Below are 21,345 nucleotides of genomic sequence, written 5' to 3'. Positions count from 1 at the left end.
TTGAAATTAGTAAGTTTGAGTCGCTTTAAAGCTTTCAATACCTGCTTTGATTGCAGCTTCGATGTCTTTGTTGTAATCACCAGAGGCATCGATTTGTTGCATTAACGCAGCATGTTCTGAACGGAAGTAAGAAATCAACGCAGCATCAAAGTCTACGATTTTCTTAACGTCTACGTCAGCCATGTAGCCTTCGTTAGATGCATAAATTGAAACAGCTTGGTCAGCAATTGAGTAAGGAGCATATTGTTTTTGCTTCATTAACTCAGTTACACGTTGACCATGTTCAAGTTGCTTACGAGTTGCTTCGTCAAGATCAGAAGCGAACTGAGCAAATGCTGCCAATTCACGGTATTGCGCCAAAGCAGTACGGATACCACCAGACAATTTCTTGATGATCTTAGTTTGCGCTGAACCACCAACACGAGATACAGAGATACCCGCGTTCACAGCAGGACGAATACCCGCGTTGAATAATGATGTTTCAAGGAAGATCTGACCATCAGTAATCGAAATTACGTTGGTTGGTACGAATGCAGATACGTCACCCGCTTGAGTTTCAATAATCGGCAATGCAGTTAATGAACCAGTTTGGCCTTTAACTTCACCGTTAGTGAATTTCTCAACGTAGTCAGCAGATACACGAGAAGCACGTTCAAGTAGACGCGAGTGTAGATAGAACACGTCACCTGGATACGCTTCACGACCTGGTGGACGGCGTAAAAGCAATGAAATTTGACGGTAAGCAACAGCTTGCTTAGACAAGTCATCATAAATGATTAACGCATCTTCACCGCGGTCACGGAAGTATTCGCCCATTGTACAGCCAGAGTACGGAGCTAGATACAGCATTGCTGCTGGATCAGCTGCAGCTGCTGCTACAACAGTTGTATACGCCATAGCGCCAGTTTCTTCTAGCTTGCGTACCACGTTAGCGATAGTCGATTGTTTTTGACCAATTGCTACGTATACACATTTAATGCCAGAGTTTTTCTGAGCGATGATCGCGTCGATCGCCATTGCTGTTTTACCAGTTTGACGGTCACCAATGATCAACTCACGTTGACCACGGCCTACAGGGATCATTGTATCTACTGATTTATAACCAGTTTGTACAGGTTGATCTACTGATTGACGCCAAATTACGCCTGGTGCTACTTTTTCAACAGCATCAGTTAATTTTGCATCAATAGGGCCTTTACCATCAATCGGGTTACCTAAAGCATCTACTACACGGCCTAAAAGTTCTGGACCAACCGGAACTTCTAATACACGACCTGTGCAACGCGCTTTTTGACCTTCTTGAAGGCTTAAGTAGTTACCTAAAACAACGACGCCCACTGAATCCTGTTCTAGGTTCAGTGCCATACCGTAAAGGCCGCCGTCGAATTCGATCATTTCACCGTACATAGCGTCAGCTAAGCCGTGAATACGCACAATACCGTCGGAAACCATAACAATGGTTCCTTCGTTCTTAGCGGTTGCGCTGGTGTCCAGATCGCCGATACGCTGTTTAATGAGCGCACTGATCTCGGATGGATTCAGTTGTTGCATTGCGCTATACCTCAATCTTTTTAAAGTTCAGTCTTCTAAATGCAATTAAGCAAGAAGACGAGTACGCATTTTTTCAAGCTTGTTAAGCGCAGAATCATCTATCACTTGGTCGCCTGCACGAATAACTACACCAGCAATCAGCGCTGGGTTAACTTCTACAGAAACATTTACCGCCGCTTCGAATTTTTTCTCTAATGCGTGAGTAAGAAGTTGTTCCTGTATAGAAGTCAATGGGAATGCTGATTCAATCACAACATCCACAGTATTGTTATTCTGTGATTTAAGCTGCTCATATTCTGCTGCAATCTCAGGAAGAAGAACCAAACGGTTATTCTCTGCAAGCAATGTCAGGAAGTTAGACACTGCTGCAGTTTGGTCTTCACCTAAAACTTTCGCAAAAAGAGCCACCTGCTCAGCAGGTGTAAGCTCAGGGCGATTTAGATAAGCTGAAAATGCTTCGTCTTGCACCGCAGCACTGAGCAATTCAAGTGCTGTTGACCAAGAGTCAGTTGCACTTTGCTCAGAAGCGTAAGCAAATGCTGCTTTAGCGTATGGGCGTGCCAACGTCAAGAGTTCAGCCATAATCCGCCTCTCTTAAAGTTTAGCAGCCAGCTGAGTCAGCATGGCATTGTGAGCTTCTGCATCAACTTGCTGGCTAAGAATTTTCTCAGCACCAGTTACTGCAAGAGCAGCCACTTGTTGACGCAATTCTTCGCGAGCAGCATTGATTTCAGTATCAACAGCTTCTTTAGCCTGTTGACGAATACGCTCACCTTCAGCCGCAGCTTGGGTACGCGCTTCTTCGATCAATTGTGCACCACGACGGTTCGCTTGTTCGATCAATTGAGCCGCTTGTGCTTTTGCCGCGTCTAACTCAGCTTTCACTTGTGCTTGCGCATCTGCAAGGTCAGCCTTCGCTTTTTCAGCAGCATTTAAGCCATCAGCGATTTTACGCTGACGTTCACTAATCGCATTGATTAGTGGTGGCCATACAAACTTCATGCAGAATGCGACAAAAATCGCAAACGCAATCGCTTGGCCAAACAATGTGAGGTTGATATTCATTGCAAATTCCTCAAATAGTGAATTTCGGAATTAAGCTGATTAACCTACAAATGGATTAGCGAAGATGAAGAACAAGCCAATACCAACACCGATCATAGGCACAGCATCAAGAAGACCCGCGATTAAGAACATACGAGTTTGAAGTTGTGGAGCCAATTCTGGTTGACGAGCTACAGCTTCAAGGAAACGGCCGCCTAGAAGACCAAAACCAATCGCAGTACCTAAAGCACCGAAAGCGATCAAGATAGCAGATGCAATTGCAACTAGACCTAAAGTGAGTTCCATGATAATTCCTCAGAGGTTAGGTTTTATACCAAATTAAGTTAAAAAATTGTGTGCCCAACCATCCGTTGACAGTTAGGCAATACCATTAATGCTTTTCGCTTGCCATACTCATGTACACGATAGTCAACATCATGAAAATGAATGCTTGTAGCGTAATAATCAAAATGTGGAAAATCGCCCAAGGCACAGACAACGCCCACTGGATCCAGAACGGTAATAACGCGATAAGAATGAAGATTAACTCACCCGCATACATGTTACCGAACAGTCGTAGAGCCAATGAAACTGGTCGCGCCAAGAAAGTAGTCAATTCCAACAATAAGTTGAATGGAATTAAAAGCACTTTAGCAACTGGATTACTTGGGTTAAATGGGTTCAGTGCTAACTCACCAACGAAGCCGCCAACACCTTTCTCACGAATACTATAGAAAATAATTAAGAAGAATACAGAAATAGACATACCGAGGGTAATGTTTGGATCTGTAGTCGGAACAATTTTAAAGTAAACCTGATGAGGGTCTACACCCAGCATAGAAGCAATCGCGTGTTGAGCTACATAAGGAATAAAGTCAACAGGGATCAAATCCATCAAGTTCATGAGGAAAATCCACACGAAAATGGTTAATGCTAAGGGTGCAATTAATCGAGACTTCCCGTGGAAGGTATCACGTACACTTGAATCTACAAACTCGATAATCATTTCAATTACAGACTGGAACTTGGTAGGAACACCAGCATTAGCCGCTTTCGCAACCAACCAGAACAACAAACAGAAAATCAGACCCAGTCCGATAGACCAACCCATTGAATCCAAGTGAATAGCAGTGAACCCCATCTGTTGAGCTTCAGCACCGCTCTCGGCCAATTTCCACGTACCGTCCGGCATTTTGCCATAGGTCATGTTGGTCAAGTGATGCTTGATATACTCGGTCGAAGTAAGGGCATGTTCTTCAGCAGCCATAAATCACACCTGGTCAATGTCAAAAAACTAATAGAACAAACGAATATCGCGTGCTGCTTGATATCTCGCCTGCTCCTGAAAAACTTTTCAATTTCTTGTTGTGCTTATACTCATTTTTGTAGACGTGACGCCCAAAACGGAGCGACCCACGACATGGCTTGAACAAGTATAAAACCACAAAACAACGCCACCGCTGACAACGGTTTAACATTGCTTAAAATTAAAATGAAACCAACAATCACAATGGCAAACTTTCCCATCAAGCCTTTATACATGTTCGAAAGAACTTGTTTAGACGCGCGGGCTCCTGCTGCTCGAAACGATTGCCACGAAAAATAACAAGTCGCGAGCCAACATACCAGTGCACCTAATGCTGCACTCAAGGCTGCGGTTGAGTCTTTCACGACCCAGCCGATCAAGGCTGAAACAGGGATCATACAGGCTTGCAGGAGGACCAAAGCTTTCGCTAATCGTCGGTCAATCAAGCGACTAGTTCGGCTCATTATTTATTCACTCACAGCAATCATGCTTGACAAGTTTAACAGGTGATTATTTTTAATCGCAGGCATTATAGAGTTACACCCCTGAACATGCAATCTTTTCCCGACCTTAGTCGTGTTTTTTTAAATCGGGTCACTGCTGTTAAACTAATCAAAATCTGTCTATTTTTTAAATCATTAGCGTGTATTTAGTACACATTTCTGGGTTTCGGCGGCCAATTGCTGCCAAGCCTGCACAAAGTCCCCTGCCCCGCTCATGCTTTCATCGACATGCTGGAACAGTACCGGATTGAGTTTGCGGTACTGGTTCTCACTGGCATGACCTTCGGCCAGCAGACACATTTTGCGCTGTGGACGATGATCCTGTAAAAACTTGATTTGCGCCACGGTTGGTGAAACATGTGGATCATCGGTCAATGCCCCCATGAATTTTAAATTGAGTGGGCGCTCAAGATACTGGTAGGCATCGTGATAAGACCAATAAGGTTTGGCTTTGTTACTTGAACTATAACGCTGAGCCGTAGCAAACATGTTTTGTGCAAAGTCACGGGCATTTTTCCAGTAGCGTTCACGATGCTCCGGCAATTGCTGCGAACGTAGCGCCGCAATAAAGAAACCAATCCGCACTGCATTATTCGGATCGAGCCAGACATGCGTGTCTACCGTATTTTTTAAGGCCTCGCCACGCGGATTACGCATCGGCAAGGTGGTCAATATCCCCGAGTCTAACAGTGCAATGCCTTTATTACTTTCATTCAGCACTTTGGCCAAGGGTGCTTCATGCGCCTGACCCAGCCAGATCACCAGACCTGCATTCTGAATAGTTTTTCGATGCGCCGGAGTCAGACTCACATCATGTCCACTTTGGTTGGCCAGCAATAAAGTCGGCTGTTCCACACCTTGGGTAATTTTCTTGGCAATCAGATGGATCGGCTGCGTAGACACCACCAGACTTTGTGACCAACTGAGTGTACTGAACAATGCGAGCAGACTGATTGCAAGAAGACGGAACATGAGTAGAAATCACTTAAAAACGATAAAATCAGGAAGTGTTATAATATAACAAAAATACAAAAATACCTATGCCCAATCGAAACTCAGAACGCTTCATGTTAAGATTTGAAATCTATTAATTTTCAGTTTCGCACTTGAGGTGAACTATGGGTTCCTGTTCGCACGAACACCACAACGCATTGCACGGCGTGCACGACCATCCCAATGTCGCACAACGTCTTGCTGAAGCGGAAAGTCTTTGTGCAGCAAGCGGCGCACGCCTTACACCTTTACGTAAAGAAGTGCTGGAACTCATTCTGAATGCGCATGGCCCGATGGGTGCCTATGACCTGCTGGCACAAATGAAAAATGCCAGTGATCGTCCTGCAGCACCACCAACGGTGTATCGCACTCTGGATTTTTTATTAAGCAAAGGGCTGATTCATCGCCTGACCTCGATCAATGCCTATATTCCCTGTTGCCATCCGCGTGAAGGTCATCAGGCCGCTTTTTTAATCTGCACCGAATGTAAAGCCGTGAAAGAAGCGTCGGCTCAGGGCTTGCTCGATCAACTCGATGCACTGGCCAGCTCGGACGACTTCACGGCACATCACAGCATTATCGAAATTTCAGGAATTTGTCAGCAGTGCCGCAACAAAGCTTAAGTGCCTCTCCCCTGATTCAGCTCTCCAAGATCTGGGTCAAGATCGATGAGCGCGATATCTTAAAAGCCATTGATTTCTCGTTACAAGAGAAAGAAATTGTCACACTGATCGGTCCCAATGGCGCTGGTAAATCGACCTTAATTAAAGTCATGCTGGGCATTTTGAAACCGCAATCAGGTGAGATCAAAACTGCGCGCAAACTCAAATTCTCTTATGTGCCACAGAAATTCAATCCCTCACATAGCTTGCCGCTCCGGGTGAAAGATTTATTGGCGCTAGAAAAATGCCCATCCCAGATTAAAACCGAAATTATCCGCGATACCGGCATTAGCAAACTGCAAGATTCTAAAGTTCAGCAGTTGTCTGGCGGCGAACGTCAGCGGGTGCTATTGGCCCGCGCCTTATTACGCCAGCCGGACATTTTAGTCCTCGATGAACCGATGCAAGGTCTGGACATCCAGTCCGAAGCTGAACTGTATGAATATGTGCGTAACTTGCCGGAAAAATATGGCTGTGCCGTACTGATGGTTTCACATGACCTGCAATGGGTGATGCAAGGTACGACTCGAGTCGTGTGCTTGAACAAGCATATCTGCTGTAGTGGGCTGCCGGAAAGCGTGCAGCAACATCCCGAATATCAGGCAATTTTTGGCACCAATCGAGTGTTCTATCACCATCATCATGATCATTGCGCGCATGGCGATTCTGCCACTCCCTGTCAGCATGATTCACGCCCTCATATTCACCCCGAGCCGGAAGCTTAAACCATGATGGATTGGTTACAACTCCTTTTACCTGCATGGATCATGGGAACGCTGTTGGTATTTCTGACTGCTCCGCTGGGCTGTCTCATGCTCTGGCGGCGTATGTCATTCTTTGCCGATACCATGGCACACGGTACTTTACTCGGTGTTGCCATTGCTGGAGCTTTAAGTTTACCGCTCTGGATGGGAGTCACTTTTATTGCCTTATTATTGGTAGGTATTTTGTGGGTGCTGCATGATCCGCGCCTACCCAATGATGCTTTGCTGGCCTTATGTTCAGCAACACTGCTTTGCTCGGGATTATTGTTCATTCAGCATTTACCGAGTTTAAGACCGGAACTTCTCAGCTATCTATTTGGTGATCTACTAACGATTTCTTGGACGGACTTACCCACCTTTGCCATTGTGATTATTCTGGCCTTAGCCGTCCTCTATAAAAGCTGGCAAGCGCAGATTCAAATCGCGATTGATCCGGACATGGCGGTCAGTGAAGGTGTAAATGCCAAATGGCAACGCCTGATATTTATGTTGTTATTGGCATTGTTTACCGTGCTTGCGCTGAAAGCAGTCGGTTCACTCTTGATGGGGGCATTACTGGTGATCCCTGCCCTGACTGCACGATTACTTGCACACTCACCCAAACAAATGGTGATCTGGGCATTCGTGATTGCGCAAATTGGGGTGACCGTGGGCCTATGGTCGAGTGCCGGTCTCAATACTTCGACTGGTTTAACCATTGTACTGACCATGGCGGTGCTATTTGCACTGATCTTCTGTGTGCAGAAGTTTAAAAAGCTGAATTAATCTTTCTGTTAAATCATTATGATTTTCTAATGATCTATTCCGCCTCTCTCCTTTAAGGAGAGAGCAAAGACTCTTTATTGATGCACCAAACTCAATAAAAATGCAGCGCCGGCAAATAACCCGGCAAAAGTCCGGTTCATGACTTTTTGTTGTTTCGGCGATCTAAGCAGCCTTAAAACTTTAGCAGCCAATCCGGTATAACCCGCCATCACAATCAGATCAATCGTCACCATTGTCGCAGCCATAATCAAATACTGAATCCATTGTGGCTTAGACAAATCCAGAAATTGCGGCAAGACGGCCAGTAAAAATACGATGGCTTTAGGATTAGTGATATTAACCAAGAAACCATGCAGTACCAGTTTCCCTCTCGATTTTCGCGCCAATTCATGTTTAATTTCGATAGATTGTACAGGTGCTTTCCATTGCAAAATAGCCAAATACAATAAATAGCCGACACCAAACCATTTCACCACTAAAAATGCCCATGGGGTTGTCGCAAACAAAACTCCCACGCCTGCCGCAACCACTGCAATCTGTACCAATAATGCCAGTTGCAGGCCCAGCGCATTCCAGTAACCATGCCGAAAACCATAATTCAGTCCACTCGACATGGAAGCAATCGCTCCTGCGCCCGGAGACACACTAATCACCCAGCAGGCCAGCATATAGGCAAACCACATTTGATAGGACATGGATATTTAACTCAGCAAAACTTGCCCAATATTATATGAATTTTCTAATAAAATCAGGCTAAAAACCTGCTTAAATATAAGGCATTGCACTATTCACTCTGTCTAGCTTCAGGCACAATATGTACATTAAAAACAGGATCTATCCTTACAGGAGCCATGAATGACAGCCCAATCGGTAATCTTGCCACTTCCTTCAGATCATGCCCGTTTTATTGTTTTACGTCTTAAAGATTTGAGTATTGAACAATTAAAAGAACAACTCGAACATCTTTTTACTTCGCGTGATCGTCTTATTACGCAACATCCTCAAGCACAAATTAAAACGGCAGTGGCTTTTGGTCCTGAACTGTGGGCAAAACTTTATGATCAAGCTCCTGCAGGCTTTAAACAGCTTGAGCCCATTCATGGTTCATTTGAAATGCCAGTGGTTCCGGCAGATATGATCATTCATATTGCCAGTGCCCGTGCTGATATCTGTTTTGCGCTCAGTCAGGCTTTTTTTGAAGGCATTCAGGATCAGGTTCAGGTGCTGGATGAGCGGGTTTGCTTCCGCTATTTTGATGGTCGTGACATAACTGGCTTTATTGATGGAACTGAAAATCCGCAATTCCCGGATGATCGTGCTGAAGTCGCATTATTAGGTGAAGATTCAGGTATTTTCCAAGATGGTTCATTTATTTTTGCCCAACGTTACGCGCATAACCTGGAAAAATGGAAAAAGCTAAAAGTTGATACTCAGGAACAGGTTATGGGTCGTACCAAGCTTGAATCGATTGAATTGGATGATGAAGTCAAACCTGAAAATGCGCACGTGTCACGTACTGTAGTGGAAGATGAAGAAGGCGAAGAAATGGAAATCCTACGTCATTCTCTGCCTTATGGTGATGGACGTGGTGACCAGGGTCTATTCTTTATTGCCTACACCAAAGACCTTACGATTATCGATGCTATGTTAGAACGTATGTTTGGTACCTCTGGCGATGGAATTCATGACCGCCTGCTGCATTTCGTAACCCCACTGGATGGTGCATATTACTTTGTACCGAGTGAGGAGTTGCTGGAAGAGGTTTTGGAAGGGTAAAAGAAAAAAGCAGCTAAAAATAGCTGCTTTTCTATTTTTAAATTATTTATAATTTTTTATAAATCTAACTCTTTGATAATTTTCTTGAGCATAACAATCTATTAAATAAATCGGTGCTTCACGCCCTTCCTCTGCAGCTGCATATTCAGAGTTACATTTATTTTTTCTATTCTTTAACCACAATCTTTGACTCGCTAGTAATTTTTCTTTTTTGATTCCTTTTAATATTTTCATTCTTTTTCTATATTCTATATTTAATTTTTTATCTGACTCTAAATAACTTATTGAAACACAATACATTAAATCCTCTTGCATAGGACTTCCTTCTTTACACTGTATTTTCAAAGCATCCTGATATAAAAAGTCTTCAGGAGACACTGCATAAGAGTTTAAAGAAATAAATAAAATATTCAGAATAAAAAGTTTACTTATAGCATTCACATTTTAATCCTTTTTCAAAAATTTTTGCTTCATCTTCCCGTCTAGCCTGTAATCCTCTATTAGCTTTTGTAGTCCATAGTCGTTTCATACTTCTTAAGAATAAAGGAACCTTTTTTCCATTCTTTTTAAGATCATCTTGAATTTCTTTCATTTCTTTACGACGATCTCCTTTCAAACCTATATATCTGTTATATACAAGCGATAAAATAGCTCCTTGGCAATGAGGATGATATTTTAAAATATCTGGATAAACTTTTAATGTATCCTCCGCATACCTTTTTTTTACTATCATCACCATCTGATAAGCTTTATCTTTATTTATAATAATATCAGAAAGGCTGTTTACTAATGCTTGTGCTGCCAAACCTCTTTTTCCTTGAGCTTTTAATAAACGTTGAATTTGACTCGAAGTATAATAAAAATTTAAATCCTTTTTAATTTGCTCAAGACTTTGATGTCCTAAATCGTAACCATATCCTAATGTTACACCACTTTTACCATCTTTTCCCTTACTAGGTACATAAGGTTTAGATTCGTATTTCTCCCATTTTAAAATTGAATCAAGAGATTCTTTTGAAATAACCATTGTTCCTAAAGAAGTTTCAAAAGTATATGTTTCTACGATACATTCTGCTGTACAGAGTTTCTCTATATTCTTATCTAGGGTCGGCTTATTCTGTTCGGTACCACCCTTAATAATATCTACATCTAATTTCAATTTTATGGAATCTTCTTTAATCCTTTTTACCACATGAGTTTTCGGTTCCAAGGGATTACCATCAGGTTTAAATACCGTGATCTGTATTTTTTCCCCAATCATACTTGGAAATGAAAATTTCTCATTAGAGGTATTTGAAATTTTTGTTATCTTATTTCCCAAATAAAGTATTTCGATCTTTGTATTTTCAACGATATAACTATTTCCTTCTCTATCTAGAAGTTGGATATTTGATTCACTTTTAAAGTTTTCATAGGGTTCATCTAGTTTAATTATTTTTGGTATTTGAGAGCCATGCTCAGAGTTAACAGCACCTTTTAGAGCAAACTCATCATTTGAAGTCAAAACTAGAATTTCAATATCTCGATTAGGTGAAGATACCACCTCTACAATGCCTTGCTCATTGGTATGACGTTCAAATGAACTTTGTTTTCCTTTAGGGCGAGATTTTACCGGGAAACTCGTTAATATTTTCTCATTGCAGTCTATTATTTTAAATAAAGTCGTAACTATACCTTTTGTAGTAAGCATCACTTTTTCTTTATGATACTCCTCTATACTTTTAGGCAAGGATACTTTTACAGGATTCTTTCTAGAAGAAATGATTGAAGAATCAATCGTTTTAATAACGATATAATCTTCCACATTAGGTGGCTTAGCTAAAATTTCCACAGTTCGATTTGGTGAACCCTGAAATATAAATAAACCATCTTTATCTGTTTTATTTGTATTTTCTCTCGATGAACCTTTATAGCGTGATTTAACTTTTAAATTAATGACATATTTTCCTGAAGCATCATAAATTTTTGATGTTATGGTAACTAAATTGCTCATCATTCGACATCCTCTTCAGTATATACATCATCCTCTAAATCCCTTTCTTCTATCTCATTCAATAGTTCATCAATACTTTCATTATCTAAGTCTTGAATGAGATGAGTTTGTAAAGAATTAAATCCTAAAGCCACGAAATCTGTGGGTTGAGAGGTATAGAATCTTAAAGTACTTAATTGATTATTTTCATTTAATACAGACTTCTTAGTTTTAATTAAGTTCCCATCCAACTTATTTAGAATAAAAATTTCTTTTTCTCCTGCAGACTGGTTAGTCCACTGATAGTTAATTTTATTACTGAATAATGTTTTCATTTTTGGAAGATTTATTTTTTGTTCAATAATATTTTGACCTTTCGTAAACAGATGCTGCCCTGCCTTACACTCAAATTTCCCACCAGTTGTGACCATTACTCCACCACCATTGATCTTAATTTGAGACCCTCCAGCGGTCAGTACGATCTCCTTCGGACTGGTGATTTCGATCTTGTCTTCAGTCGAAATAAGCTTGATTACCTTGCGGGCAATCGCTTCAATTGCATCATCTTGGGCTTGTATTTCAATTTTGCCTTGAGCTGCATAGACACTTACGCCTTCTTGAGCAGCGAACAAACTGATCCGGTCCTGTGCATGAGCAACTAAAGATTTCTGTGTGGAAAAATGAATATTGTCCCCGGCACTCTGATTGATTTGCTGATCAGCGGATAAATGGATATTTTCCTTTGTGCTCAGTGCAATCGATTGGGGTGCGGTTAACAGCATCACCGCCTGTTTAAATGCAGTAGCTTTGCCCCGGTCTTCAGCTTCAATCTGATTCAGAAACTGTTTTAAACTATCAAAAAATTCCAATGGATCAGCCTGCTGTTTTTCTGCAATATCACTCAAGGCTTTACTATGATTGAGATTCGATTCAAGCTGTTCTTTGGCTGGGTCAGCCTCTAGGTGATTGCCTGCTGCTGAATCTTGTCGATAAGTGGAAATCAGCAAGCCGTTTCCTGCTCGTAGGGCACCCCACTGGTCTGTCCTTAGTTCAAAACCTTCACCTCGACCTTCACTGCTTTCACTTTCTTTGGGGTGACTTAGATTTCCCAGATTGAGCTGACTGGCTGCATGACTACTTTGCAGCTGTACACTGATCTGTTCAGGGGTATCATCAAAACGAAGCTGGTTAAAACCTTCGCCATCGACCTCCTGAGAACGGATACCACTAAGTTTTTTGGTCGCAGGAAGTTCTCCTTTCGCATCAAACATGGTCGGATACCGTTCTGCTTCATGAATCCGTCCCACCACAAATGGCCGGTCGATATCACCTTCAAAGAAGTCAATCACTACAATTTCGCCAATTCGCGGATGCAACCTGATGCCATAACCCTCACCCGCCCAAGGGGTCAAAACATCCACCCAAGCAGAATCGCTATCATTGTCATTGCTACCTGCGCCGCCATCATGCTGATGATCCTCACTCCGGGTAAACAGAAAACGAACTTTCACCCGCCCCCATGCATCGACATGAATCGTTTCACCTTCAGGTCCGACCACTCGAGCCCGTTGCGGATATGCAGCAGGCCGATGAATGAAGGGGTGGTACTCAGGAACAACCTGGATTTCACGGCGCACCATCTGTAGTTCATTGGCCTGTCGTTCCTCCTGTGTCATCTGCCAGCCGCTCTTCTCAAGCAAACTGTCCAGCTGAGATAAGATATCTTTGGGTAAATTGTTCTGGTTATAAAACCGCTTAGCTAAAATCAGAAATTCACGTTGATGGGCAGGATGCTGATCAATTTCAGGATGCTGTTGCAGTTCAAACCAGTATCCAACCTGAGCATCTCGTACGCTGCTACTGGCTTTAAAATATTTAGACTGCAAAGCATGATAGTCACTGAGCTGCTGATTGAGTCGATCCAGTTGGGCTATACCAGATGCTGTCACCTGATCCTCATGATTTAAGTCGCCGGTCCAAGCCGGACTGATGTTCCACGCATCTTCAAGCTGAAGAGTGGCATTTGCATGGATATCACTTTGCTGATGATTACTGAATAAAGGCTGGCTTTGATCCTGGGCAAGTTGCTGGGCATGCCAACGCTGGGTCTGGGTACTATTCGGATTGAGCTGACGTACCGCAATCAGACTGTTCAGCGTGTCGAGCTGTTCGGTGGCATGACTGCGATGAAACCGGATGGAGCGGCGTTTTAAAGCTGAAAAATATTGGGAATGATCTACCAGTTTTAAAAGCTGATCTTGAATCTCGCTGGCTGATACAGGCACAGTTAATTGCTTTTCATCGATCAGCCAGTTAATTCCTTCGCTACGCCATAAACGGGTCAGAAAATCATAATCCGATTCATTAGATTGCATCACAAAAGGCCGGACATCATAGTCCCGGCTGAGTCCTGTCAAATCCAGGCTGAAACTGGCCGCGAATAATGCACTTCTGCTTTGCCATTCACTGAACAGGATTTCACTGATCTCGCGCACCGTCTTATTCATAAAAACCCGACTGTTACGGCGCTTCTGCCAGAGTGCAGTCGGATCATTTAGCGTCAATTTATACAGGGTCAAAGCTCCATCATTCTGTCCTTGACTGGCTGCAGTAATAATGCCCGTAGTCCGGAAAAGTTCACCCCGGTCTGTGACCTGATCAATGGCCACCCGACAGCCGATAAACTGTTTCAAGGCAATATGAGCATGAGTGGAAAGACAGATCAGTTCAGCCTGCAGGCCTTGATTGATCTGATGCTGACCCTCAATACGCTGAATCAAAACCTGATGATTTAAAGGAGGATGTGAAAACTGTAAATGTAGCGCACGATGCTGTCGCTTAAGCCCGAGCTGCTCCACCAGCATATGGATAGGTTTTGGCATTTTATAATTATAATTTTAAGCTTTATTATTGTGCGGCAGATTTTAGGAAAAGTTATCCATTTCGTCCAGTTCACGATGCATTTCACATAATTAGGCCTTTAATTTATAGCCCTTCAATTAAAAATCTTAAATTGCATGTGGTACATCTTAATTAAAAATATTGCTCAATATTCCCTATTTTTCCGATTATCCTATACGGAACTTGCTGCTACACTCATTCAGATCTCATTCTTCAAGGCCAAGGACATGCTGGAACTCCCTTCTAAATTACCCGATTTGGGCGTGACTATTTTTAGTACCATGTCGGCCTTGGCACAAAAACTCGGAGCCTTGAATCTTTCTCAAGGATTTCCAGACTTTGCAGCGCCTCCTGCCTTGATTGAAGCTTTAAACCGGGCTAGCCAGAATGGATTTAACCAGTACGCTCCGGGAGATGGTCTGCCAGTCTTGCGAGGTCTAGTGGCAGATCTCTATCAGCAGCGTGATCAACTGATGATTGATCCTTTCGAGGAAATCACGATTACGCCTGGGGCCACGATTGCGATTTTTTGTGCCATTCAGGCCACAGTGCGCGCCGGTGAAGAAGTAATTATTTTCGACCCGAGCTATGACAGTTATGGCCCTGCGGTACAACTGGTCGGGGCAAAGCCAGTGCATATTGCTTTGCAGCATCCTGATTTTTCTGTGGACTGGAATCAGGTCAAAGATACCATTAATGACCGTACCCGCATGATTGTGGTAAATACTCCACATAATCCGAGTGGTAGTGTCTGGTCCAAGGCAGACTGGCAGCAACTGATCGAGCTGATTCGCGAGCGCAATATTGTGGTGCTGTCCGATGAAGTCTACGAACATCTGGTTTTTGACGGCGTTCAGCACTATTCGGCCTGGTCATTTCCAGAACTTCGTGAGCGGAGTTTTGTGATTGGTTCTTTTGGTAAAACCTTCCATGTCACTGGCTGGAAAACCGGATTTTGTATTGCTGCACCCGCACTGATGAAAATGTTCAGACAGATTTATCAGTTTGCCAGTTTCTGTGGTGTGACGCCCGTTCAGGTTGCCTTGGCGGAATATATGCAACTGCATCCTGAGCATATACCTGAACTGTCCTCTTTCTATCAAAACAAACGGGATTTATTTAACTCATCCATTGAAACGTCACGCTTTAAATGGACACCTTCTCAAGGGACTTATTTCCAGAACTTAGATTATTCAGAGATTCGGCCTGAGCTCGATGATTTATCCATGTGCCATTTTCTGGCAGAACAACATGGGATTGTCGCGATTCCAGTCTCTGCGTTCTACCAGCATCCTCCTACAGATTTACGCTTGCTCAGGTTTTGCTTTGCAAAAAAAGAACAAACATTGATCCAGGCAGGTCAAATTCTTTCAAAGGTTTAACTCATTTTTTAACTAAAAATCTCATAAAATAAATGCCTTAGTTACTTAAAAGCTAAGGCTTTTTCTTATATTCTGCCGAATAATAGCTGCATCAACAAATAGATGATAATTCAATCACAGGATGTCGCATGGCACAGCACTCACTGATTCATCAACAGAATTTATGGAAAGCCTTTCTGGTATTTCTGTTGCCATTAATTGCGACCAATATCCTGCAAAGTCTCTCCGGCACGATCAATACGGTTTTTGTGGGACAAATGCTCGGAGTGAATGCGATTGCTGCTGTTGCCGTTTTTTTCCCGATCCTGTTTTGTCTGATGGCCTTTGTGATTGGTTTATCGGCCGGCTCTACCGTATTGATTGGCCAGGCTTGGGGCGGGAAAAATATAGAAAAAGTGCGCTGTGTGGTCGGTTCAACTTTATTTATGACCTTGATTGGCGGCAGCTTGATTGCACTTTTTGGGGTAATTTTTGCTGAGAATATTCTCTTGGCGCTTGGCACAGATCCGGATGTGATGCATTTATCCTTGCCCTATGTGCAATGGATGCTAGCGGGTAGTCCCTTAATTTTTATCTATATTATTTATACCTCGATTTTGCGCGGCGTTGGCGACAGTACCACGCCCCTGTTCGCTTCCGCACTTACCATTGGGGTGGGTTTGGTGGTGACACCAGTACTAATTGCTGGTTATTTTGGCTTTCCTAAAATGGGCATTATCTCACCGGCGATTGCCACCATTCTGGGAAATCTGGCGGTTCTGTTGTTTTTAATCCTGTATTTGAACTATAGGCAACATCCGCTCAAGCTGGACTGGGCCTTATTAAAAAATATTCGTCATCAACCACAGTTGAGCAGAATGATCTTGAAACTGGGGATTCCTACTGGTGTGCAAATGGTCACGACTTCAGTTGCCGGACTGGTAATTGTCGGACTGGTCAACCGCTATGGCGCAGAAGCAACAGCGGCCTATGGTGCAGTCAATCAGGTCTTAAATTATATTCAATTTCCGGCTTTGTCGATTGCAATTGCCGCATCTGTATTTGGTGCGCAAGCGATTGGCGCAGGTAAATCGGATCTGCTCAATAAAGTGACCCGGACTGCGCTGAGTATGAATATCCTGTTTACCGGCGGTCTGGTGATTCTGGCCTACCTGTTCTCCAAATATCTGATGGCGCTGTTTATTACCGATCCTAAGGTTGTAGTACTGGGACAACAACTGCTGTTTATTGTGCTGTGGTCGATTCTGTTCTTTGGTGCCAGTGCCATTTTTGCTTCGATCATGCGTTCAAGTGGAACGGTGACCATGCCAATGCTGATTAATATTTTTGCCATTCTCTGTATTGAAGTTCCCGCCGCTTATCTGTTTAGCCGGTGGTGGGGTCTGGAAGGTATCTGGTATGCCTACGCGTTGGCCTTTGTCAGCCTGTGTATTTTGCAGGGACTGTATTACCAGTTGGTCTGGAAGAAAAAAACGGTTGAAGCGTTGATTTAGATGCAGGTTTTATGTACCTAGAAGTATTACAGTAGCTAACACTCTTAGTCGCAAAAAATAGACCCTATTACAGCGATAAAAAACCCGCTTTCGCGGGTCTGTTCTGCAATTTTTTAAGCAGATTTTTTCTTCTTTTTGCCAAACTGGGTCGCCAGTGCAGTGACATGCTGATAACCGGTCGGCAAGATTCGCTGAATTAGGTCAATCGCTTTGGCATCATTACCAATCAGCAGACGGCGTTTGTCTTTTTGTACCGCCTCCAGAATTTGACGAGCGGCTTCTGCAGGTGGACAACGCAATAATTTATTAAAATTACGGGCCGATTTTTCCGGATTCATACCTAAAGTCAGCAGGCTGTTATTCATTTTTGCTGCATTGGCAATGTTGGTACGGATCCCGCCCGGATGCACACAGAGCGCACTGACTCCGCAATTTTCCATGTCCAGTTCCTGACGCAGGGATTCAGTAAAACCACGTACTGCAAACTTGGTCGCATTATAAGCAGACTGGGTCGGCTGAGCTGTTAAACCAAACAGGCTGGAAATATTGATGACATGACCATCGCCAGTTTTCTTGATCAATGGCAGGAATTCTTTGGTACCGTAAACCACGCCCCAGAAATTGATTCCGACGATCCATTCCAGCTCTTCATAAGATGCCCCTTCAACGGTTGAACCCAGTGCAACGCCGGCATTGTTAAAGATCATATTGATACTGCCATGATCCTGTTCGACCTGTGCCGCCCAGTTACGCACCTGTTCCAGTTCAGCCACATTTACTTTCTGAATGGTGACACGGACATCACTCTCTTTAAGCAATTCGAGCGTTTGTGCCAAACTCTGTTCATTGATATCACTGAGGGCCAAATGACAACCCTGCTGAGCCAGTAATACTGCCAGTTGCTGGCCAATACCTGAACCGGCACCGGTAATCGCAGCGACTTTATTGTTAAAATTTTTCATTCAATTTCCTTATGTAAAGAACTGCCATTCCATGACAGCAGGATCTTGTTCTGTTGTTTCAGGAGTTAGCACAGATCCTCAATATAGTTTTGACAATATGGATTGTCAATAATTATCCCCTATCTTTAAAGGCCAAATTTCAGGGCAGCATTTCCATATAGGTCTAAGCGTGATTTATTGCTAAGATATTCAAAATCTTCATGCAGATGAGCACATAGGCCTTATGACTGATTCAACCGACTCAGCAGCAAAATCACGCCCCTCCAAGAGCAAGGAACGTCAGTTTAAAGGCCTGTCGATGGCTGAAAGGCAGCAGGCACGTCGTGAAAAGCTGATCGAAGCGGGGATTGAAGCCTATGGCCGTCACGGCTTTTTTTCAGTTACGGTCAAAGATATCTGCAATGAAGCCAAGCTGACCGAACGTTATTTTTACGAATCTTTCAAGAAAAGCGAACATCTGTTTCAGACCATTTTCTTAAAACTGATTGATGAGCTGCAACAGAATGTCATGCAGGCCATGATGCAGGCCTCCACCGATCCAAAAAAAATGATCGAGGCGGGTCTGACCGCTTTGCTCACTACCCTGCGTGACAATCCACGTATGGCCAGGATCATTTATATTGATGCCATGCTGGTGCAGGAACTGCATAATCAGGCCACTATTCATGAAACCATGTCACGTTTCGACCGCATGATTCATGCCTTTGTCATGTTGATGATGCCGCAATTAAATCGCAGTGAGCAGGAAATTTCCCTGGTTTCGACCGGTTTGAATGGCTATGTCACCCAAATTGCTATTCGTTGGGTGATGAGCGGTTTTAAGCATTCGCTTGAGGAAGTTTTATCGTCTTGTAGTGTGGTTTTTTTGGCGCTGCTCGAGTCATATTCAGAGAAAAAATAGATGTTAAATCATGTGTTTAATAGATTTCTATCTCTTCTGTAGTAAATGAAATCTTTATGCTGTACTACGAAAATGAGTAAAATTAATTTATGATTTTTTAACAAGTTTCCGCGCTATATTTGTCACAAATCTTTTCGAATTTCAGCAGTTTTTCCCTTTCTGCAATGATACTGTCATAATTAGTCTTTGTAATAAGCCTGTCATAAATATAAAACGGTTCACCGTTTACATGAAATAGGGTATTGCGTTGTGAAAGATGACTACATATTAATCGTCGATGACGAGCTCCCGATTCGGGAAATGATCCATACCTCTCTGGATATGGCCGGTTTTCAGTGCTTACAGGCAGAAGATGCCAAGCAGGCGCATCAGATGATTGTGGATCAGCGTCCGGCACTGATTTTGCTGGACTGGATGATGCCGGGTGGTGTCAGCGGTGTAGATCTGTGTCGTCGTCTGAAACGTGATGAAAGCCTCTCGGAAATTCCAGTGATCATGCTCACAGCGCGCGGTGAAGAAGACCATAAGGTACAAGGTCTGGATGCCGGTGCCGATGACTACATGACCAAGCCATTCTCGACTAGGGAACTGGTCTCCCGGATTAAGGCGGTGCTTCGCCGCGCCAATGCCCTGAGCGGTGAAAAAACCATTGATGCCAATGGTCTGATTCTGGATCCGGTCAGCCAGCGGGTGAATTTTGGCAATAACATTCTGGAAATGGGGCCGACTGAATACCGTTTGCTGGCATTCTTTATGACCCATCCGGAACGTGCCTATACCCGTGCGCAATTGCTGGATCAGGTGTGGGGCGGTAACGTTTATATTGAAGACCGGACCATCGACGTGCATATCCGCCGTTTGCGTAAAGTGCTGGAACCTTATGGTGTAGACCGTTTTGTACAGACCGTTCGCGGAACAGGCTATCGCTTTTCGACCCGTTCAGATGTCGCTTTAGGTTAATATCTTTTAAGGTAAATCTTGTTTTATGTATGAACCCTACCCTGTCCCCGAACTGGCACGCGAACACAAAAGAATCCGTTACAGCAGTTTATGGGATTTTGCGAAGCAGGATTTACGCCTACTGGCTTTTTTCCTAATTATCGCCAGCTTTATCGGTTTTGGGATTGGGTATTTCTGGATTTGTATCGTAATTGCCTTCGTGGCATTCTTTGCGACCCAAATGCGTTCCTTATATCTGGTCAATGAATGGATTTCCAATCGCCCTTATGATGTTCCACCGAATATTGGCGGGATTTGGGGTGCGCTACTTTTCAATGTTTATCGCGCCCAACGTCAGGAACGGATTGTTCAGGCGGAAATGGTCGAACTGATTGATCGTGCACAATCTTCGCTGGTGGCCTTGCAAGAAGCTGTGGTGCTGCTTGATGAAAACCAGCAGATTGAATGGTGGAATCCGGCGGCTGAACGTCTGCTCGGAATCTCCAGTGATGACCGTCGCCGTAATATCCTGACCTTGTTACGCCAACCGAGCTTTATCGAATACTATCACCATATTGATGAATCTCCCGACGGCCTGAAAATGCGTTCTTCGCTGTTTGAAGACCACTATGTGCAGGTTAAAATGACCCGTTTTGGCGGAGAAAGTCGGGTACTGGTCGCTTATGATGTGACCCGGATGCACAATCTGGAACAGATGCGAAAGGATTTCGTCGACAATATTTCCCATGAACTGCGCACTCCTTTGACCGTACTCAGTGGCTATATTGAAACCTTTACCGATCAGGAAGATATCAATCCACGCTGGAAACGCGCTTTTGATCAAATGCAGTCGCAAACCCGACGCATGAATGCACTGGTCAACGACCTGCTGCTGCTGTCACGTCTGGAAAATGATAAGAATATTGCCAAAAACCAGATCATTGAAATGCCGAGTCTGATGAACCAGCTATTCGATGATGCCCAGGCCTATAATATTGATTATGGTCATACCCTGAATCTGGACATTGACAGTCATTGCGATCTGATCGGTTCAGATATGGAACTGGCTAGCGCTTTTAGCAACCTGATTACCAATGCCATCAAGTATACGCCTAAAGGCGGCACCATCACCATCGGCTGGCATGATGATGGCGAATCTGCCTATTTTGTGGTGCAAGATAACGGCATCGGTATTGATCCCAAACATCTGCCACGTCTGACCGAGCGTTTTTACCGCATCGATTCAGACCGTAGCCGCCGGACTGGTGGTACCGGTTTGGGATTGGCAATTGTTAAACATGTGCTGATGCAACATCAGGCACATCTAGAAATTGAGTCCAAGGAAAACCAAGGTTCCACATTTAAGGTAGTTTTCCCCAAAGAGCGTCTCAGCTTTCCAGAATAAGATAACCCTCAAAAAAGGTGCCATCG

Annotated in this window: 21 protein-coding genes; 9 read left to right on the top strand and 12 right to left on the bottom strand. The window is 43.5% G+C overall.

Features of this window, described 5'->3' with window-relative positions; genetic code table 11:
* Positions 1 to 6: 6 nt before the first annotated feature.
* The 7 genes from atpA to ACO1B7_RS07820 form a co-directional block, all read right to left on the bottom strand.
* Positions 7 to 1,551, bottom strand: a complete 1,545-nt coding sequence (gene atpA, locus ACO1B7_RS07850; protein WP_004644861.1) for a F0F1 ATP synthase subunit alpha — start codon at positions 1,549 to 1,551, stop codon at positions 7 to 9.
* Between the two features lie 45 nt (positions 1,552 to 1,596).
* A complete protein-coding gene (locus ACO1B7_RS07845; RefSeq protein ID WP_423090012.1) occupies positions 1,597 to 2,133 on the bottom strand; it encodes a F0F1 ATP synthase subunit delta in 537 nt (178 codons plus the stop codon).
* Between the two features lie 12 nt (positions 2,134 to 2,145).
* Positions 2,146 to 2,616, bottom strand: coding sequence for a F0F1 ATP synthase subunit B (locus ACO1B7_RS07840; RefSeq protein ID WP_004280990.1), 471 nt, complete (start codon positions 2,614 to 2,616; stop codon positions 2,146 to 2,148).
* A 39-nt stretch (positions 2,617 to 2,655) separates the two neighbouring features.
* Positions 2,656 to 2,901 (bottom strand): F0F1 ATP synthase subunit C, encoded by a 246-nt coding sequence (gene atpE / locus ACO1B7_RS07835; RefSeq protein WP_000424060.1) that lies wholly within the window; start codon positions 2,899 to 2,901, stop codon positions 2,656 to 2,658.
* Between the two features lie 85 nt (positions 2,902 to 2,986).
* Positions 2,987 to 3,862 carry a F0F1 ATP synthase subunit A gene (gene atpB, locus ACO1B7_RS07830; protein WP_423090011.1) on the bottom strand — a complete coding sequence of 292 codons (876 nt, stop codon included), beginning with the start codon at positions 3,860 to 3,862 and terminating at the stop codon, positions 2,987 to 2,989.
* Positions 3,863 to 3,972: 110 nt separating this feature from the next.
* A complete protein-coding gene (locus tag ACO1B7_RS07825; protein WP_004280982.1) occupies positions 3,973 to 4,365 on the bottom strand; it encodes an ATP synthase subunit I in 393 nt (130 codons plus the stop codon).
* 174 nt (positions 4,366 to 4,539) lie between these two features.
* On the bottom strand, positions 4,540 to 5,376 hold the full coding sequence (locus ACO1B7_RS07820) for a metal ABC transporter solute-binding protein, Zn/Mn family (RefSeq protein ID WP_423090010.1): 837 nt from the start codon (positions 5,374 to 5,376) through the stop codon (positions 4,540 to 4,542).
* A gap of 146 nt (positions 5,377 to 5,522) precedes the next feature.
* On the opposite strand from ACO1B7_RS07820, the gene ACO1B7_RS07815 reads away from it, so the two are divergent.
* The 3 genes from ACO1B7_RS07815 to znuB are packed head-to-tail and all read left to right on the top strand — an operon-like array spanning position 5,523 to position 7,588.
* On the top strand, positions 5,523 to 6,020 hold the full coding sequence (locus tag ACO1B7_RS07815; RefSeq protein WP_004280980.1) for a transcriptional repressor: 498 nt from the start codon (positions 5,523 to 5,525) through the stop codon (positions 6,018 to 6,020).
* The gene (znuC, locus tag ACO1B7_RS07810) at positions 5,993 to 6,784 is read left to right on the top strand and encodes a zinc ABC transporter ATP-binding protein ZnuC (RefSeq protein ID WP_161785335.1); all 792 of its coding nucleotides are present in this window, start codon (positions 5,993 to 5,995) and stop codon (positions 6,782 to 6,784) included. Before ACO1B7_RS07815 ends, znuC begins: the two co-directional genes overlap by 28 nt.
* 3 nt (positions 6,785 to 6,787) lie before the next feature.
* Positions 6,788 to 7,588 carry a zinc ABC transporter permease subunit ZnuB gene (gene znuB, locus ACO1B7_RS07805; protein ID WP_004280978.1) on the top strand — a complete coding sequence of 267 codons (801 nt, stop codon included), beginning with the start codon at positions 6,788 to 6,790 and terminating at the stop codon, positions 7,586 to 7,588.
* A 74-nt stretch (positions 7,589 to 7,662) separates the two neighbouring features.
* Here the strand turns inward: znuB and ACO1B7_RS07800 are convergent, their stop codons facing one another.
* Complete coding sequence (locus ACO1B7_RS07800; protein ID WP_004280977.1) at positions 7,663 to 8,283, bottom strand: LysE family transporter; 621 nt, start codon at positions 8,281 to 8,283, stop codon at positions 7,663 to 7,665.
* A 160-nt stretch (positions 8,284 to 8,443) separates the two neighbouring features.
* Here ACO1B7_RS07800 and ACO1B7_RS07795 point away from each other — a divergent pair, with 160 nt between their 5' ends.
* Positions 8,444 to 9,364, top strand: a complete 921-nt coding sequence (locus tag ACO1B7_RS07795; RefSeq protein WP_423090009.1) for a Dyp-type peroxidase — start codon at positions 8,444 to 8,446, stop codon at positions 9,362 to 9,364.
* Positions 9,365 to 9,406: 42 nt separating this feature from the next.
* Here ACO1B7_RS07795 and ACO1B7_RS07790 read toward each other — a convergent pair whose 3' ends face one another.
* Genes ACO1B7_RS07790 through ACO1B7_RS07780 form a run of 3 tightly spaced genes read right to left on the bottom strand, consistent with a single transcriptional unit; the run spans position 9,407 to position 14,218 of the window.
* Positions 9,407 to 9,805 (bottom strand): lysozyme inhibitor LprI family protein, encoded by a 399-nt coding sequence (locus tag ACO1B7_RS07790; RefSeq protein WP_423090008.1) that lies wholly within the window; start codon positions 9,803 to 9,805, stop codon positions 9,407 to 9,409.
* Positions 9,789 to 11,357, bottom strand: a complete 1,569-nt coding sequence (locus ACO1B7_RS07785; RefSeq protein WP_423090007.1) for a pesticin C-terminus-like muramidase — start codon at positions 11,355 to 11,357, stop codon at positions 9,789 to 9,791. The genes ACO1B7_RS07790 and ACO1B7_RS07785 overlap by 17 nt, the downstream gene beginning before the upstream one ends.
* Positions 11,357 to 14,218: a type VI secretion system Vgr family protein gene (locus ACO1B7_RS07780; protein WP_423090006.1), complete on the bottom strand. Its 2,862-nt coding sequence runs from the start codon at positions 14,216 to 14,218 to the stop codon at positions 11,357 to 11,359. The genes ACO1B7_RS07785 and ACO1B7_RS07780 overlap by 1 nt, the downstream gene beginning before the upstream one ends.
* Before the next feature lie 246 nt (positions 14,219 to 14,464).
* On the opposite strand from ACO1B7_RS07780, the gene ACO1B7_RS07775 reads away from it, so the two are divergent.
* Together ACO1B7_RS07775 and ACO1B7_RS07770 are read left to right on the top strand one after the other, a co-directional pair.
* Positions 14,465 to 15,619 carry a methionine aminotransferase gene (locus tag ACO1B7_RS07775; RefSeq protein WP_034435675.1) on the top strand — a complete coding sequence of 385 codons (1,155 nt, stop codon included), beginning with the start codon at positions 14,465 to 14,467 and terminating at the stop codon, positions 15,617 to 15,619.
* Positions 15,620 to 15,747: 128 nt separating this feature from the next.
* Positions 15,748 to 17,112, top strand: a complete 1,365-nt coding sequence (locus tag ACO1B7_RS07770; RefSeq protein ID WP_423090005.1) for an MATE family efflux transporter — start codon at positions 15,748 to 15,750, stop codon at positions 17,110 to 17,112.
* Between the two features lie 113 nt (positions 17,113 to 17,225).
* Here ACO1B7_RS07770 and ACO1B7_RS07765 read toward each other — a convergent pair whose 3' ends face one another.
* Positions 17,226 to 18,074, bottom strand: coding sequence for an SDR family NAD(P)-dependent oxidoreductase (locus tag ACO1B7_RS07765; protein WP_423090004.1), 849 nt, complete (start codon positions 18,072 to 18,074; stop codon positions 17,226 to 17,228).
* A gap of 223 nt (positions 18,075 to 18,297) precedes the next feature.
* On the opposite strand from ACO1B7_RS07765, the gene ACO1B7_RS07760 reads away from it, so the two are divergent.
* The 3 genes from ACO1B7_RS07760 (at position 18,298) to phoR (ending at position 21,319) form a co-directional block, all read left to right on the top strand.
* Entirely contained in the window at positions 18,298 to 18,975 is a 678-nt protein-coding gene (locus tag ACO1B7_RS07760) for a TetR/AcrR family transcriptional regulator (RefSeq protein ID WP_005264643.1), read from the top strand.
* 249 nt (positions 18,976 to 19,224) lie between these two features.
* Positions 19,225 to 19,935 carry a phosphate regulon transcriptional regulator PhoB gene (gene phoB / locus ACO1B7_RS07755; RefSeq protein ID WP_004280972.1) on the top strand — a complete coding sequence of 237 codons (711 nt, stop codon included), beginning with the start codon at positions 19,225 to 19,227 and terminating at the stop codon, positions 19,933 to 19,935.
* 25 nt (positions 19,936 to 19,960) lie between these two features.
* Positions 19,961 to 21,319: a phosphate regulon sensor histidine kinase PhoR gene (gene phoR / locus ACO1B7_RS07750; RefSeq protein WP_005264642.1), complete on the top strand. Its 1,359-nt coding sequence runs from the start codon at positions 19,961 to 19,963 to the stop codon at positions 21,317 to 21,319.
* The last annotated feature ends 26 nt before the right edge of the window (positions 21,320 to 21,345 follow it).

The sequence above is a fragment of the Acinetobacter lwoffii genome (assembly GCF_049367455.1).
Taxonomy (GTDB): Bacteria; Pseudomonadota; Gammaproteobacteria; order Pseudomonadales; family Moraxellaceae; genus Acinetobacter; species Acinetobacter lwoffii_W.
The sequence above is the reverse complement of the archived record's forward strand: the minus strand, read 5'-3'. Positions and strand labels throughout refer to the sequence as shown.